The organism is Paraburkholderia rhynchosiae, assembly GCF_002879865.1.
Classification (GTDB): domain Bacteria; phylum Pseudomonadota; class Gammaproteobacteria; order Burkholderiales; family Burkholderiaceae; genus Paraburkholderia; species Paraburkholderia rhynchosiae.
On record NZ_PNXY01000037.1, the window covers coordinates 37,443 to 52,935 of the forward strand.

At 57.6% G+C, this 15,493-nt stretch carries 14 protein-coding genes and 1 pseudogene; 13 read left to right on the plus strand and 2 right to left on the minus strand.

Annotation, left to right across the window (positions count from 1 at the left end; genetic code table 11):
• Nucleotides 1–337: 337 nt before the first annotated feature.
• Nucleotides 338–1,009, minus strand: a complete 672-nt coding sequence (locus tag C0Z16_RS31735; RefSeq protein ID WP_102635991.1) for an RraA family protein — start codon at nt 1,007–1,009, stop codon at nt 338–340.
• 229 nt (nt 1,010–1,238) lie between these two features.
• Nucleotides 1,239–2,201, minus strand: a complete 963-nt coding sequence (locus tag C0Z16_RS31740) for a LysR family transcriptional regulator (protein WP_407070714.1) — start codon at nt 2,199–2,201, stop codon at nt 1,239–1,241.
• Between the two features lie 204 nt (nt 2,202–2,405).
• Between C0Z16_RS31740 and C0Z16_RS31745 the strand changes: the two genes are divergently transcribed.
• The 13 genes and pseudogenes from C0Z16_RS31745 to C0Z16_RS31810 all read left to right on the plus strand — a co-directional run.
• On the plus strand, nt 2,406–3,596 hold the full coding sequence (locus tag C0Z16_RS31745) for a pyridoxal phosphate-dependent aminotransferase (protein WP_244201431.1): 1,191 nt from the start codon (nt 2,406–2,408) through the stop codon (nt 3,594–3,596).
• 83 nt (nt 3,597–3,679) lie between these two features.
• Nucleotides 3,680–4,309: a 5-oxoprolinase subunit PxpB gene (gene pxpB, locus C0Z16_RS31750; RefSeq protein ID WP_102635993.1), complete on the plus strand. Its 630-nt coding sequence runs from the start codon at nt 3,680–3,682 to the stop codon at nt 4,307–4,309.
• Nucleotides 4,306–5,277: a 5-oxoprolinase subunit C family protein gene (locus C0Z16_RS31755; RefSeq protein WP_102635994.1), complete on the plus strand. Its 972-nt coding sequence runs from the start codon at nt 4,306–4,308 to the stop codon at nt 5,275–5,277. Before pxpB ends, C0Z16_RS31755 begins: the two co-directional genes overlap by 4 nt.
• Entirely contained in the window at nt 5,274–5,696 is a 423-nt protein-coding gene (locus C0Z16_RS31760) for a hypothetical protein (RefSeq protein ID WP_102635995.1), read from the plus strand. Before C0Z16_RS31755 ends, C0Z16_RS31760 begins: the two co-directional genes overlap by 4 nt.
• Nucleotides 5,693–6,469 (plus strand): 5-oxoprolinase subunit PxpA, encoded by a 777-nt coding sequence (locus C0Z16_RS31765; RefSeq protein WP_102635996.1) that lies wholly within the window; start codon nt 5,693–5,695, stop codon nt 6,467–6,469. The genes C0Z16_RS31760 and C0Z16_RS31765 overlap by 4 nt, the downstream gene beginning before the upstream one ends.
• Before the next feature lie 65 nt (nt 6,470–6,534).
• Nucleotides 6,535–6,966 carry an acetyl-CoA carboxylase biotin carboxyl carrier protein gene (locus tag C0Z16_RS31770; protein WP_102635997.1) on the plus strand — a complete coding sequence of 144 codons (432 nt, stop codon included), beginning with the start codon at nt 6,535–6,537 and terminating at the stop codon, nt 6,964–6,966.
• Between the two features lie 17 nt (nt 6,967–6,983).
• Nucleotides 6,984–8,333 (plus strand): acetyl-CoA carboxylase biotin carboxylase subunit, encoded by a 1,350-nt coding sequence (gene accC / locus C0Z16_RS31775; protein WP_102635998.1) that lies wholly within the window; start codon nt 6,984–6,986, stop codon nt 8,331–8,333.
• A gap of 63 nt (nt 8,334–8,396) precedes the next feature.
• Entirely contained in the window at nt 8,397–9,542 is a 1,146-nt protein-coding gene (locus tag C0Z16_RS31780; protein ID WP_244201432.1) for an NAD(P)/FAD-dependent oxidoreductase, read from the plus strand.
• Nucleotides 9,543–10,702: 1,160 nt separating this feature from the next.
• The gene (locus C0Z16_RS31790) at nt 10,703–11,452 is read left to right on the plus strand and encodes an electron transfer flavoprotein subunit beta/FixA family protein (protein WP_102635999.1); all 750 of its coding nucleotides are present in this window, start codon (nt 10,703–10,705) and stop codon (nt 11,450–11,452) included.
• 31 nt (nt 11,453–11,483) lie between these two features.
• Nucleotides 11,484–12,422 carry an electron transfer flavoprotein subunit alpha/FixB family protein gene (locus tag C0Z16_RS31795; protein ID WP_102636007.1) on the plus strand — a complete coding sequence of 313 codons (939 nt, stop codon included), beginning with the start codon at nt 11,484–11,486 and terminating at the stop codon, nt 12,420–12,422.
• Between the two features lie 212 nt (nt 12,423–12,634).
• Nucleotides 12,635–13,294 (plus strand): carbonic anhydrase, encoded by a 660-nt coding sequence (locus tag C0Z16_RS31800; protein ID WP_102636000.1) that lies wholly within the window; start codon nt 12,635–12,637, stop codon nt 13,292–13,294.
• A 317-nt stretch (nt 13,295–13,611) separates the two neighbouring features.
• The gene (locus tag C0Z16_RS31805; RefSeq protein ID WP_102636008.1) at nt 13,612–14,562 is read left to right on the plus strand and encodes a branched-chain amino acid ABC transporter permease; all 951 of its coding nucleotides are present in this window, start codon (nt 13,612–13,614) and stop codon (nt 14,560–14,562) included.
• A 22-nt stretch (nt 14,563–14,584) separates the two neighbouring features.
• Nucleotides 14,585–15,493 (plus strand): annotated as a pseudogene (locus C0Z16_RS31810) (ABC transporter permease subunit); the annotation flags it as partial.

The window sequence follows — 15,493 nt, forward strand, 5'->3', positions numbered from 1 at the left end:
TGCATTGCAAATGGATCTCGCATTTATCGCATGAGCGAACGGGCTATGCCCGGTTCGCTCATTGCTATTGGTCGCTCGATACCCGTTCAGTGGGGAAGCAGCGGCAATCGAGAGGTGTATCGACAAGTGATCTGACTAAATGCGCTTAGTAGAGCGGATTAGTTTCGAGGATTGAAGGGCGCGAAGTAGTGCGATCGCCCGTCGGAGGGGTGCCAGGCATCGATTGAATAAGATTGAATTGACCGGTCTGGTCAGATGGATTGGTGCTTTCTATCGCTTTGTCCGGTCGGCAGTCCTACTGCTACCTCTCCAACCGCAGACCGGAGACGAAAAGAACCTATAGACCTTCGCATCCGAGATTGCGAAGTCGTGCATCAACCCAGCTCGTGTCGAGTCGGCCTTCCTCAATTTCCACGATGGTCTTTTCTTCGGCGTGATGTTTTTCCGACGCTTCCTGGTAGACCTGTTCCATATAGTCGAACGGGACGCACAGAATGCCGTCCGCGTCGGCGATAACCAGATCGCCGGGCTCGATGCACATGCCGTCAAGAGCAACCGTCACGTTAATTTCACCCGGACCGTCCTTGTAGGGGCCGCGATGCGTGACACCCGCAGCGTAGACGGGAAACGGGTTCTTTTTAATGGTAGCCGCGTCGCGGATCGCACCATTGATCACGATCCCGCCCAGCTTCCTGCTGGCAGCAAACCAAGTCATCAATTCGCCAATCAGGGCATTCGTCAAATCTCCGCCGGCGTCTACCACCACCACGTCACCCGGTTCAGCCAGATCGAGCGCTTTGTGCACCATCAGGTTGTCGCCCGGGCGACACTTGACGGTCAATGCAGGACCTACCATCGGAGTGCCGTCATGCATTGGGCGCAGTGCCGCGCCGCCGGCCGTCATACGCGACATGACGTCGCTGACATTAGCCACCGGCAGATTGCGAAACTGCTCCACAATGCGACTGTCTGCCTTACGCGCTCGTGCGTGAATCTTAAAGCCAATCATTCGAACTCCCAAGAACCGGTTTGTCGTTAGTCGAGAAAACGCCCGGACGAGATCGCGAATCCATGAGACATGGATGGATGTCGCATGCCTAGAAAAACGGCTCGGGCTGTTTCACCAACGCACGATATGTCACTGATCAAGCAAAAAAAAGCGAACTTTTCTAATGTCATGTATTGCTTTTTTTCTGCCGGGACAGGAGGCGTGATTGACTTGGAAAAAAGCCCCCTCGTTATGCCTTGAGCAGGATTCTCCCGAAATCGCAGCATTCGGACGCCAGCTGTGCAACCTCGTGATTGAGCGAGTTCGGATGATCGCTTCGGTACATCGCAACGTATTTGACCGGAGGTAACGGCGGCTCCGTCTCAATGGTCCCGAGCAAGCCATTTTCGATGAGGTAGCTGAGACATTCTTTGGGAAGGTAGCTGACGCCGAGGCCTGAAAGCGTCAGGCCGATTTGCGCAACGAGATTGTTGCTCGAGAGCGCCTTCGTGACCCTCACACCATTATCTTGAAGAAAGCGCGTGTAAGTTGCTCCGGTACCCGATGACATGCCTTGAGTCAGCAGGGGGAATTGAGATATCTCGGCGAGAGGCACCACTCTGCTCTCAGGGACCAGCGTGGGGACACACATCCAGGCATTCTCAACGGCAGCAAGAGGAATCGAAACGAAGCGATCGGAGATCGGCGCATCAGGGACAACGATGAGATCGATCGTGCCGGCGGCGAGCCGGTCGCGCAAAGGAGAGCCTAGATCCACTTCTGCCTCGACTGTAACGCGAGGGTACGCGCGGCGAATGGCTTCGACCAGCTGGGGAAGCCAAGTCAGAGCGGTAAGTTCGGTGACGCCAATACTGAGCTTGCGCACCAGCAGATCTTTCGTGCTCACGCGCTCGATTGCTGCGTCTCGCCGATCGAGGAGATCTTTGGCGTGGTAGAAAAGTTCTTCGCCTCGTTCGGTGAGTTTGGCGCTGCGGCGTGTGCGATCGAACAACTCGATGTCAAAGGTGCTCTCGAGTTCCTGAATACGTTTGGAGATGGCCGACTGGCCCGCGTTCAACTTGGCAGCCGCTGCCTCGAATGAGCCAAGCTGCACTATCCAGTAAAGAGCCTCCAGCTGTTTGAAGGTAAGCATGACGGCGTCCAGTATGAAAAAAAGAAATATTATACGATCAAAAAAAATCGCTTTTTTCATTTTTTACGGAGCCTTATCGTTTCGTTGACGCTCGATGGAAGGCAACTAAGCGGAGCCTAAAGGCTGTGGCACCGCATGCGATCTGGTCGCCTGCCGCGTGTTTGCATCCACATCGATCGTTTCCACGGGGCCGCATGCGACCCCAATTGAAACGCGATCCGGCACATGGTTTAACGATGGGAACAAAGCCCAATGAATCAAGCAATGCTTTCGAATCGTATCAATCGTGTCAAACCGTCCCCGAGTATTGCCGCCAAGGCGCTCGTCGACCGGCTTCGTGCGGAAGGTCGAGATATTATCGATTTCACGATCGGGGAACCGGACCTTCCGACGCCTGCGTATATCGTGGATGCGGCGATCAAAGCGCTTGACCGTGGTGAAACCAAGTACACGGCGTCAAGCGGAATCGCACCTTTGCGTCAGGCGATCGCTGACAGTCTGCGGCGAGACAGCTCGCTTGAATACCGCCCCGAAAACGTCGTCGTTGGCGGCGGCGGCAAGCATGTATTGTTCAATGCGCTGACGGTGACGCTGAACCCGGGCGACGAAGTCATCATTCCCGCTCCGTTCTGGGTTTCTTACCCCGACATGGTCGCGTTGAACGATGGTGTGCCCGTGATCGTTACCTGCGAAGAGGCCGACGGTTTCAAGCTGCAACCTGAAGCGCTCGAAGCCGCGATCACACCGAAAACGAAATGGCTCTTCCTCAACACGCCGAATAACCCGACCGGGGTGGTTTATGCGCGGGAAGAACTCGAGCGGATCGGTGCGGTGCTAGAGCGTCATCCACATGTGTGGCTATTGTCTGACGAGATTTACGAGCACTTTGTGTTCGGCGGCAGAACGCACGTTTCGCCGATCGCCGCGATTCCCTGCGTTGCTGAGCGACATCTTCTCGTGAGCGGTGTATCGAAGGGGTACGCGATGACCGGCTGGCGAATCGGCTATGGCGCAGGTCCGCGTCCGCTGATCGATGCGATCGGAAAGCTGATCACACAGAGCACGACATGTCCCAGTTCGATCAGTCAGGCTGCAGCGGTCGCGGCGTTTGCAGGCCCGCGGCCCGACGAAATTTCGCGAATCTTCGCGGAGCGTGCCGAACTAGTGGCCTTTCTTCTTCGGGACGCGAAAGGGATCACCGTTAGCGTGCCACAAGGTGCGTTCTATCTGTTTCCCTCTGTTCGTGACCTGATCGGTAAGAAGACGCCTGACGGAAAAGCGATCCGGACAGATCTCGATGTGGTCCAATATCTTGTCGAACACGCTGGCGTGGCGACGTTGGATGGTACCGCTTACGGCTTGTCTCCGTATCTGCGTCTGTCATTCGCGACGTCGAACGACGCAATTGTCGAAGGCTGCAATCGCATCGTTCGCGCGTGCGCTGATCTCCGATAGCGCCTTCGCGCAGCAGGATCAAATCTAAAAAGGACAATGTCGTGGCGGGAAGTTGTACTCCAGGATCGCTGAAACTGAGCTACATGGGAAGCTCGGCGATCCTTTGCGAAAGCACTGAGCCGCTCAGTCTGAGCCAGCAAACGCTGTTCTGGGCGTTGGCAATGTCGGTGAGCAAATGGCCCTCCGTGGAAGAGGTCATTCCAGGAATGAATAATCTCCTCGTGATCTTGGAACGCCGTGTCGACGAACCGTGGGAAGTGGCGGAGCAGATTCGTGCCGAATGGCCCCGCACTATGCCTTTGTCTGTGACCGGCAAGGTCGTCGACGTTCCGGTCGCGTACGGCGGCGAGTATGGACCTGACCTCGAATATGTGGCCGGGCGGGCTGGGAAGAGTTTGACGGATACGGCAGCGCTCCATGCGTCGGGTGAGTACAAGGTGTTCTTCCTGGGTGCGCACGCAGGTTTCGGGTATCTCGGGGGGCTCCCCCAGCAACTGCACTCACCTCGATTGGCGAAGCCTCGTCTGAGCGCACCATCTGGAACGGTCGCTATCGGAGGAATGCAAACTGGCGTCATAGCGCAAACGTCGCCGAGCGGCTGGCGTTTGATCGGCAAGACGGACCTGGACTTCTTCCAGGCCGATAGGCAGCCGCCGGCACTACTCGCCCCGGGAGATACCGTCCGGTTCCAGATCGAGAGAGTTGAAACGTGATCGAAATACTGACAGTCGGCCCTCTATGCTCGATACAGGACGAAGGCAGGCGAGGGTATCGCAACCTCGGGCTCGGCCTTGCGGGCGCCATGGATCAACTGGCGTACCGGGTCGGCAATGTTCTGTGCGGAAACGATGCTGGCGTCGCATCGCTCGAAATGACCGTTTTCCCGGTGAAGCTACGTTTTGGCAAGCGCGTACGTGTTGCGCTGAGTGGCGCTGCTTGCCCGATCACTGTCGATGAGAAAAAGATCCCGCCATGGTGGTCGTTTGTTGTCGAGGCGGGACAAACGCTCACGGTGAGTGCGCCGTTATCGGGAGTGCGTGCTTATTTGTCCGTACACGGTGGACTGGCAGTCCCGGACGTGCTGGGTTCCCGCAGCACCGATATCAAAAGTGGCCTCGGTGGACACGAAGGTCGTTGTCTGAAACGCGGCGACGTGTTGGGCGTGGGCGAGCCGACGAACTCACCGCTGGCGGCAAGCGAGAGCGGCTTCGGCGTGATGCCTCCCGACGTCGCATTGACTGACCTCGTACCCACGAGTAACAGGAGCGTGCGCGTGATGCCCGGCGCTGAATTCGACCGGTTTAGTGAAGCCGGACTCGAGACCTTCTGGAATACCGGCTGGAATGTGACGCCGGACAGCAACCGGATCGGTTATCGACTCGAAGGCCCCGAAGTGGAGTTCAAGCAACCGGTGGAGATGCTGTCGCACGGCATCCTTCCCGGGGTCATCCAGGTGCCGCCTTCCGGACGACCTATTGTCATCATGAGTGATGGTCAGACGTCGGGCGGATACCCGAAGATCGGAACCGTGATCGAGGCGGATCTATGGCGACTTGCGCAGACTCCGATTGGTTCACAGGTTCGTTTTGAAGAGGTCTCGGTGCAGGACGCCGTGCTTGCCTCAACGAGTGTTAATCGATACGTGTCGCAGATCGAGAATTCACTCTGGAGAGTGAGATGAATATTCCAGATCTCGAGAAGATTATCGGCAGCTTGTCTCAATCCGGCGTGCGCGAGTTGCGGCTAAGGAAACCCGGCTTCTCGCTGGAGGTGCGGCGCGGATCGGATCAGGCCGGCAGGTCGCCCGAACCCCTCAGCGTGTTGACTCACGATCGTGCTGGGTCCGGCCGTAGCAAAGGCGACTTCGTGCAGTCACCTCACGCGGGCATTTTTTACGGTCAACACCCGGCCTTTCGCGAAGTGAACGTTGAGCGTTCGAGTGTCAGGGCCAGCGATATTGTGGGCTTCGTTGCAAACGGCGGCGTCCTTCTGCCGGTCTCATCGCCGCGGGATGGGGTCATCGGCAAGCAGATCTGGCCGGATGGCTCGCTCGTTGGTTACGGCACCGACGTATATGAATTGCAAGGAGAGGGGGCGTGAACCAAATCGATCTGAATTCCGATCTCGGCGAGGGTTTCGGCGTCTATAAGCTGGGCGACGACGAGGCAATGCTCGATATCGTTTCGTCGGCGAACATCGCATGTGGCTTCCACGCCGGCGATCCCGACGTGATGCACAAGACGGTAGTCGCGGCAATGAAGCGCGGCGTCGATATTGGAGCACATCCGGGTTTCAACGACATCTGGGGTTTCGGGCGCCGGACCATCGTTGGCGATTCGATGCGGACGATTGAGAATCTGATCGCGTATCAGATCGGCGCATTGCAGGCCATCGCACGCGCTGCGGGGGCAAATGTGAGCCACTTCAAAGTGCATGGTGCGCTCGGTAACCTGATGTTCACGGACCGTGAGATATCCGACGCTGTTGTTCGAGCGGTCAAGGCAGTCGATCGAGAACTCCTGTTTGTGGTGCCACCTAACACGGAAGGCGAATCCGCAGCGGAGCGTGGCGGTCTGAATCTGGTTCGGGAAGTATTCGCAGATCGTGCGTACACCGACGAGGGGCACCTCGTATCACGCAGGCTCCCGGGTGCAGTGATCCACGACGCGGAGCTGGCCGCCCAGCGGGTAATCGACATGATCGACCACAAATGCGTTACGTCGATTTCGGGAAAGAAGGTTGCCGTCAAGCTCGACACGGTGACCGTACATGGTGACACCGAGGGCGCGGTGACGATGGCGAAGATCGTGCGCTCGCGACTGGTCGAGAACGGCATCGTCGTGCAGCCGGTGTCCAGAACCTTTGCGCGGTGAGCCGTTGCGGAAGCTTCGTCTTGCGACGCGAGACGAAACGAAGAAATTTCTAAGCGAGCGTCAGTGTGGACTCTGAAAAAGTACTGCAGTTAATTCAACTGATGTCGGAAACCGACATCTCCTATCTGAAGTTGAGAGAGGGAGATTCGACGATTACGTTGAAATCGGACGGATGCAAATCAGACCCCGCGATCCTGCTCCGGATCAATCCGGGAAGTGTCGAGAAAGCCTCGACGTCGGTAGCGGCTCCTGCCGACGAGGCCGCTCGCGTGTTCTGTTCGCCGGTGACAGGCGTGTTCTACGCGTGTGCATCGCCAGAGGATCCGCCATTCGTCGAAGTAGGCACCCCCATCCGTCCGGGCAAGCCGCTTTGCATCATTGAAGCCATGAAGATGCTGAACGAGATCGAAGCCGATGTCGAAGGCACGATCGCCGCCATACTCGTCAAGAACGGCGACGTCGTGACGGCCGGGCAACCGCTGTTTGCATTGAACTGAGATTCGGAGCCCAAAGAATGTTTCAAAAGATCCTGATTGCAAATCGCGGTGAGATCGCGCTCCGGATTCAGCGTGCGTGCCGCGAATTGGGGATCCGTTCTGTCAGCGTGTTCTCCGAGGGCGATCGCAATGCGCGATCCGTAAAGCTGGCGGATCAGGCGATCTGCATTGGCCCGGCGCAGTCGTCGAGGAGCTATCTCGATATGGCGGCGGTGATCGGCGCTGCCGAGGCCACGAAGAGCGACGCGGTCCACCCGGGGTACGGATTCCTGTCGGAAAACGCTCTCTTCGCGCAGCGGGTCACCGAGTCGGGCCTGGGTTTCATCGGGCCGCGCGCCGAAACGATCCGGCTGATGGGCGACAAGGTATCGGCGAAAGCAGAGATGCTGAAAGCAGGCGTGCCTTGTGTACCCGGCTCGCGCGGCGCGCTGACGCAAAATTCGGACGAGACATTGGCGGAGGCGGATCGTATCGGCTATCCGGTCATCATCAAGGCCGCTGGCGGTGGCGGCGGACGGGGGATGAGAATCGTCCGCGAGCGGGACGAACTTTTGCCCGCCGTCACGATGACGCGCGAAGAGGCTGGCAGGGCGTTTGGCAATCCGGAAGTGTACATGGAGAAGTTTCTGGAGAAGCCGCGCCACGTCGAGATCCAGGTGCTTGCCGATTCGCACGGGCAGGCAGTGTGGCTCGGCGAGCGTGATTGTTCGCTGCAGCGCCGGCATCAGAAGGTGATCGAGGAGTCCCCGGCGCCGCATATTGACCGTAACCAGATTTCGAAGGTGGGCGAGCAGTGTGCCGAAGCCTGTCGACAGATGGGATATATCGGCGCGGGAACATTCGAGTTCCTCTATGAAGATGGCGCTTTCTACTTTATCGAAATGAATACGCGAGTGCAGGTAGAGCATCCGGTCACCGAGATGGTGACGGGCATCGATATTGTACGCGAGCAGATCCTTGTTGCGGCGGGCGAGCGGCTTTCGTTTAGCCAAGGCGACATCGGCATTCGCGGCCATGCCATCGAGTGTCGGATAAACGCGGAGGATCCTGTGTCCTTCATGCCTATGCCGGGAAAGATCGAGCAATGGCATATCCCGGGGGGACCAGGTATCCGCGTCGATTCGCATGCGTACGCGGGATATGAGGTCCCGCCGTACTATGACTCGATGATCGGAAAGCTGATTGCATATGGGCAGACCCGCGCGCATGCAATGCAGCGGATGCGCGTCGCGCTGCGTGAATTCTCGGTAGAGGGAATCAAAACCAATATTCCTTTGCACCGCGATTTGATGAATGATGCGGAATTCGAGAAAGGCGGTGTCACCATCCATTATCTCGAGTCGAAACTGCATGCCAGCGCTCCCTGACGCGACAGAGCGCGTATTGCCGCAGCAGGATTTTTTAACTGAATCCAGATTGGAGTCGTACCCGTGAAGCCGATTATCATTGTTGGCGGTGGCGTGATGGGCTGTTCGCTTGCCTATTTTCTTTCCAGTCAGGACTCGAAACGCCCGATCATCGTGATCGAGCGCGATCAGACATATGAACGCGCTTCGTCGGCTTTGTCTACGAGTTCTCTGCGTCAGCAGTTTTCGACTCCCATTAACATCCAGCTTTCGCAATTCGGATACCAGTTCATGGCTGGTGAAGCGGATGTGGCACAACAGGTTTCCCTGACCCCCAGAGGTTATCTATTTCTGGCGAAAGCCAATCAGGAAGCAGGGCTTCGCGAACGAAGCGAAATTGCCCGCTCTTACGGTGCGCAGGTCAAAGAGTATGAGCCAGAAGAACTGAAGAAAGAATGCCCGTGGCTGCAGGTTGACGACCTGTCGTATGCGGTACGCGGCTTGTCGGGTGAAGGCTGGTTCGACGGCTACAGTCTGATGCAGCTCTTTAAGTCCCGCGCGCGGGAGGCCGGCGTCAAATTCGTCACCAATGATGTGACGGGCTTCGATATCGAGGGGGACCGGGTGCTGGCAGCCCGTTTCGCCGATGGCACCCGCGTCGAAGGCGAAATCTTCGTTAATGCAGCGGGCCCGTGGTCGGGCAAGCTGGCCGCCACGATGGGCTTGGAAATTTCGGTTAGACCGCGTCGGCGCACCGTGTACATGGTGTCGTGCCCGACGAGATTCACTGATTTTCCTATTCTGATGGATACAACCGGCATCTACGTGCGGCCCGAGCAAAATCACTTCATCCTGAATCTTTCTCCGAAGCCTGAGTTGGACTTCGACGATCTGCCGTTGGATCCGGATTTCGGCGCGTTCGAGGAATTCATCTGGCCGACCCTTGCTGAGCGTATCCCCGCATTTGAGGCGTTGCGCATCGAGCGCGCGTGGGCCGGGTATTACGAATTCAACACCATCGACCATAACGGTCTCGTTGGTCAGATGGGTTATCAAAACCTCTATCTCGCAACGGGTTTCAGCGGCCATGGCCTTATGCACAGCCCTGGTGTCGGTAGAGGATTGGCGGAACTCATCACGTACGGTGAATATCGCTCTCTCGATCTGTCTGCGCTCGATCCTTATCGATTCGAACGGGGTGAGGAGATCGTGGAAAAAGGCGTCTATTAATCGGACGTCGTTTTGCGGAAGGGCATCGATCGAAGGACAACAGGGACTGGCTGCTCAACTCATCGACAATATCGACAAGTTTGCGGCGAATAGTCAACTGGCCTGAACGACAGCAGGAGCGCAATGCGTCGCTGAGATTGACGCTCTGCGCTCCGGCAACCTGAATGCTATTTCTCCGTCACGCACGGTCATAACCCGGATGCCGTAACGACGCTATGGGGTCGATAAATATCAAAGACGAATTTCACCACTCGCCACGGATCGAAGCGGCAAAGGCGGCGAATGAAGAGGACGCTGTTCTTTGGCGATGGTTTTCGGCCTTAATTGACGAAGGGCGTTTGCGGTGGTGTCGCTCGAGTAGCGGCTGGTTGGTAAGTGTTGACCATAAACACGTCGCGACTGAACCCGATTTCGATTCGGCGATTCGCGCGGCGAAGTCTCAGGTATCCGTGGTGACGGAGCTGAAAAAGCAACGCTCACGCCGGGTGAAAATTCAATCGAATTCAAAAGCGCACATGTCTGTAGACGGCTAGCGTTCATCGCACGTACTGTGTGTTCAAAGGGCGAACTGATTCTCGTACCGCGTTTGCGACGCCTCATAGTGGTTCCGTAGACCGACTTTCTTTCATGATTTGGCGGTGCCCGAAATTCTTTCGATTTTGCTTCCACTTCGCAACTTCGCGACGCATGACGAGGTGGGCTTGGGCAGGGGAAGATGATCATTCCCTCTCTATCGCATTGAGTAGATGCTACTTTCCCGTGCTGGTTGGACGAGGTTCTTGGGACGATCACTTTTACGCATGTTTTACGATGGAAAAAAGTCGCTTTTCTTTTGTTTTTGACCGTCAGAAAGTGGGGCCGTGATTCGAAAGATCTGGAACCATCATGTTGGATGAGGGGATCTTTCCAACGGGACTCGTTGCCTTTGCATGAAGCGAAGCTCGACGGAACCGCGTCAATATACAGTGGGATCGAATGATTTCCATGTCGACAATTGACCACGGATGAGGCGACGAGCGACGTGGCCAGAGAGATATGACGATCGTCAAGGCGTTGCGGTGCCTGGAATGAATGGACGTTGGTTGCCAAAGATACGTTGCGGTTGTCCATCGCGTTGTCATGCTTGAGGGCAGCTACGGCTAACGGAAGAGGAAGTTGAGATGAAGATTCTTGTGGCAGTGAAGAGAGTGGTCGATTACAACGTGAAGGTCCGGGTCAGGTCGGACGGCAGGGGTGTCGACATCGCGAACGCGAAGATGTCGATGAATCCGTTCGACGAAATCGCGGTTGAAGAAGCAGTGCGTCTGCGCGAAGCAGGCGTAGCCACGGAGGTCATCGCCGTGTCGGCGGGTGTGGCGCAAGCGCAGGAAACGCTGCGTACCGCGCTGGCGATCGGCGCGGACCGCGCGATCCTGATCGAGTCGAATGAAGAGCTGCAGCCGCTGGCTGTCGCCAAGCTGTTGAAGGCGCTGGTTGACAAGGAGCAGCCGTCGCTGGTGATCCTCGGCAAGCAGGCGATCGACGACGATTCGAACCAGACCGGCCAGATGCTGGCCGCGCTGGCGAACCTGCCGCAGGCCACGTTCGCCTCGAAGGTTGTCGTGGCAGACGGCAAGGCGACGGTGTCACGCGAAGTCGACGGCGGCGCGGAAACGCTGTCGCTGACGCTGCCCGCCGTGGTCACGACCGATTTGCGCCTGAACGAGCCGCGCTACGTGACGCTGCCGAACATCATGAAGGCGAAGAAGAAGCCGCTGGAAACGATCAAGCCGGAAGACCTCGGCGTCGATGTCACGCCGCGCCTGAAGACGCTAAAAGTCGTCGAGCCGCCCAGGCGCTCCGCCGGTGTGAAGGTGCCGGATGTGAAGACGCTGGTGGAGAAGCTGAAGACCGAAGCCAAGGTGCTTTAAGTAGAACGCGGAGACAGAGCAAATGACGAATCTGGTGAATCTTGTATTAGCAGAACACGACAACGCGTCGATCAGGGCCGCGACGCTGAACACGATTGCAGCGGCGCAGAAGATCGGTGGTGACATTCACGTGCTGGTGGCCGGTCACAACGCGCAAGCCGCAGCAGATGCGGCCGCGAAGATCGCAGGCGTTTCGAAAGTGCTGCTGGCCGACGCGCCGCAACTCGAAGCAGGCCTCGCTGAAAACGTCGAAGCGACGGTGCTGAACATTGCGAAGAACTACTCGCACATCCTCGCGCCGGCGACCGCTTACGGCAAGAACATCGCGCCGCGTATCGCTGCGAAGCTCGACGTCGCGCAGATCAGCGACATCACCGCAGTGGATAGCGCCGACACGTTCGAGCGTCCGATCTACGCGGGCAACGCGATCGCAACGGTTCAATCTCAGGACCCGATTAAGGTCATCACGGTCCGCTCGACCGGTTTCGACCCGGTTGCAGCAGAAGGCGGCAGCGCAATGGTCGAGAAGATCGAAGCCGCAGCCGATACCGGTCTGTCGCAATTCGTGAGCCGTGAAGTGACGAAGCTGGATCGTCCGGAACTGACCTCGGCGAAGATCATCGTGTCGGGTGGCCGCGGGCTGGGCAGCGGTGAGAACTACACGAAGGTTCTCGAGCCGCTGGCCGACAAGCTGAACGCGGCGCTGGGCGCATGGCGTGCGGCGGTGGATGCCGGCTTCGTGCCGAACGACTATCAGGTCGGCCAGACCGGCAAGATCGTCGCGCCGCAACTGTATGTGGCCGTCGGCATCTCGGGCGCGATCCAGCATCTGGCCGGGATGAAGGACTCGAAGGTGATCGTCGCCATCAACAAGGACCCGGAAGCGCCAATTTTCAGCGTCGCCGATTACGGTGTTGTCGGCGATCTGTTTGACATCGTACCTGAGTTGACCGGCGCAGTATCGCATTGACGAGCCGACCGTTGTTCCAAAGACCTGCGGTAGATTTATGTAGTCGCGCTTGAACATCTCGTCCAGAAGTTCTTCAGCGGATCGCGCCGTGCGTGTCATGTGCAAGCAGGTCGCTTCATAAGCGAGAGTCGTCAGGACCCAGGACTTGCTGACCTCGCGAATCCCCGCGAGGCGCATCGCTCTATCCCCTTATCGAAGATAGGAGTAGTACGGTGCAAGACATCATCGATGGAATTGCTGAGTTTCAGAAGAACATTTTTCCAAAGCGCTCGGCGCTTTTTAAAGAGCTAGCCAAAAAACAAAGTCCGAACGTGCTTTTCATTACCTGCTCGGACAGCCGCGTTGTTCCTGAACTGCTAACACAGCGCGAGCCAGGTGATATGTTCGTTATACGCAATGCCGGAAACATCGTACCGTCTTACGGGCCTGAACCAGGTGGGGTGTCAGCGACAGTTGAATATGCCGTCCAGGTGCTGAATGTAAGCGATATTGTAATTTGCGGACATTCAGACTGCGGCGCCATGAATGCAATCGCGTCCTGCAAATGTCTGGACCACATTCCTGCTGTCGGGAGCTGGTTGCGATACGCGGACGCCGCGCGTTTAGTCAATGCATCGCGGACCTACGAGTCACCGGCCACGCAACTTCACGCATTGGTACAAGATAACGTCGTAGCGCAGCTCGCGAATATCCAAACCCACCCATCTGTAGCACTGGCAATCGCACAGTGCCGTTTGAACCTTCACGGATGGGTATATGACATACCAACAGGAGACATTGATGCTCTCGACAATTCGACGCAGCGGTTTGTGCCGTTGCGTAACCATCCACAGGCGTGCGCTCTACGAAGTTTCCCTGCCTCTGAAAAGTGAAGGAGAGCGAATCAGAGGGGTATCTGACGATAGCCTGAAGTTCATTATCTATTGAAATTAGCAATAAGTTAATGCACTTAAAGGATCACCTATTTCGATATAACTCGATGGGTGCTATTAGCGCGTTAATAAGCAGTTTGAAGGCGCACGCTAAAAGCCACGAAGCGAATGGTTCGGAAACGTCAAGTTCCTGTACGTTAAGCGAAGGAATGTTTTTCCTCGGGATTCGCGTTGGTGTGTGCAGCTCCTGTTCGCAAATCAGCAGCTGTGTTTCTTTTATCGCGGTACTGCCGCAAATTTTCGCAATCTTAATCGCAATGGATATCCTCATCCAGCAGATCCTCAACGGATTGGTGCTTGGCAGCGTTTATGCCATCATCGCACTGGGCTATACGATGGTTTACGGCATTCTGGGCATCATCAACTTCGCTCACGGCGATGTGTTGATGGTGGGCGCGATGGTTGCGCTCTCGGCCATTGGCGTGCTTCAGAACCACTTCCCCGGCCTTGGTAATGTGCCAACGCTCATCATCGCGTTGATTATCGCGGCCATCGTGTGCGCGGCAGTCGGCTACACGATCGAGCGCGTGGCCTACCGGCCGTTACGTAAAGCGCCGCGTCTCGCTCCGCTGATCACCGCGATCGGCGTGTCGATCCTGCTGCAAACGCTGGCCATGATGATCTGGTCGCGCAACCCGCTGCCGTTCCCGCAGCTGTTGCCCACCGACCCGATCAACGTGATCAAGGCCACCGACACAACGCCGGGCGCCGTGATCTCGATGACCGAGATCGTGATCATCGTGGTGGCGTTCCTCGTGATGGGCGGCCTGCTGCTGCTGGTGCACAAGACCAGGCTCGGCCGCGCCATGCGCGCCATCGCCGAGAACCCGGGCGTCGCGTCGCTGATGGGCGTGAACCCGAACTTCGTGATCTCGGCGACCTTCATGATCGGCTCGGCGCTCGCCGCACTGGCCGGCGTGATGATCGCGTCCGAATACGGCAACGCGCACTTCTATATGGGCTTCATCCCCGGCCTGAAGGCCTTTACCGCGGCGGTGCTCGGCGGTATCGGCAATCTCGGCGGTGCGATGGTAGGCGGCGTGATTCTGGGGCTGATCGAACAGTTGGGCGCCGGCTATATCGGCAACCTGACCGGTGGCGTGTTCGGCAGTAACTATCAGGACGTGTTTGCGTTCATCGTGCTGATCATCGTACTGGTGTTCCGTCCGTCGGGTCTACTCGGCGAACGCGTTGCGGATCGCGCTTGATCCAGGCCAAGGAGTAAATCAAATGACCTCAATTCAACCGATCGAGCCGTCCACGACGCTCATTCCCGAGAAGAACCTGGCGAAGACGCTGACCGTCGGCATCATCACCGCCTTCTTCGTGATCGCTGCGCCGATGATCATCGGCACCGCCGGCGGCAACTACTGGGTTCGCGTGCTCGACTTCGCGATGCTGTACGTGATGCTGGCACTCGGTCTCAATGTCGTGGTCGGCTTTGCCGGCCTGCTCGACCTGGGTTATATCGCCTTCTACGCAGTGGGCGCCTATACCGCGGCGCTGTTGTCTTCGCCGCATCTGACCTCGCAGTTCGAGTGGATCGCGCATCTCGCACCGAACGGGCTGCACGTGCCGTTCCTCATCATCGTGCCGTGCGCGATGGCGGTGGCGGCGTTTTTCGGCGTGATTCTCGGTGCGCCGACGCTGCGTCTGCGAGGCGATTACCTCGCCATCGTGACGTTGGGCTTCGGGGAAATTGTCCGGATTTTCCTGAACAACCTCGACCGTCCGGTGAACATCACCAACGGCCCGAAAGGCATACCGGGATCGATTCGGTGCACCTGGGCGACTTCAGTCTCGCGCAGACGCACTCGCTGTTCGGCTTCCAGTTCCCGTCGGTGTACTCGTACTACTACCTGTTCGTGCTTGCCGCGCTGCTCGTGATCTGGGTCTGTACGCGTTTGCAGCACTCGCGTATCGGCCGTGCATGGGCCGCGATTCGCGAAGACGAAATCGCCGCCAAGGCGATGGGCATCAACACGCGTAACGTGAAACTGCTCGCGTTCGCGATGGGCGCGTCGTTCGGCGGCCTGTCGGGCGCGATGTTCGGCGCGTTTCAGGGCTTCGTGTCGCCGGAATCGTTCACGCTACCGGAGTCGATCGTGGTGCTGGCGTGCGTGGTGCTAGGCGGCATGG

Excerpts from the sequence above, each read along its gene's own strand:
- C0Z16_RS31735 (WP_102635991.1), bottom strand. The coding sequence starts at position 1,009 with ATGATTGGCTTTAAGATTCACGCACGAGCGCGTAAGGCAGACAGTCGC.
- C0Z16_RS31740 (WP_407070714.1), bottom strand. The coding sequence starts at position 2,201 with ATGAAAAAAGCGATTTTTTTTGATCGTATAATATTTCTTTTTTTCATA.
- C0Z16_RS31745 (WP_244201431.1), top strand. The coding sequence starts at position 2,406 with ATGCTTTCGAATCGTATCAATCGTGTCAAACCGTCCCCGAGTATTGCC.
- pxpB (WP_102635993.1), top strand. The coding sequence starts at position 3,680 with ATGGGAAGCTCGGCGATCCTTTGCGAAAGCACTGAGCCGCTCAGTCTG.
- C0Z16_RS31760 (WP_102635995.1), top strand. The coding sequence starts at position 5,274 with ATGAATATTCCAGATCTCGAGAAGATTATCGGCAGCTTGTCTCAATCC.
- accC (WP_102635998.1), top strand. The coding sequence starts at position 6,984 with ATGTTTCAAAAGATCCTGATTGCAAATCGCGGTGAGATCGCGCTCCGG.
- C0Z16_RS31790 (WP_102635999.1), top strand. The coding sequence starts at position 10,703 with ATGAAGATTCTTGTGGCAGTGAAGAGAGTGGTCGATTACAACGTGAAG.
- C0Z16_RS31805 (WP_102636008.1), top strand. The coding sequence starts at position 13,612 with ATGGATATCCTCATCCAGCAGATCCTCAACGGATTGGTGCTTGGCAGC.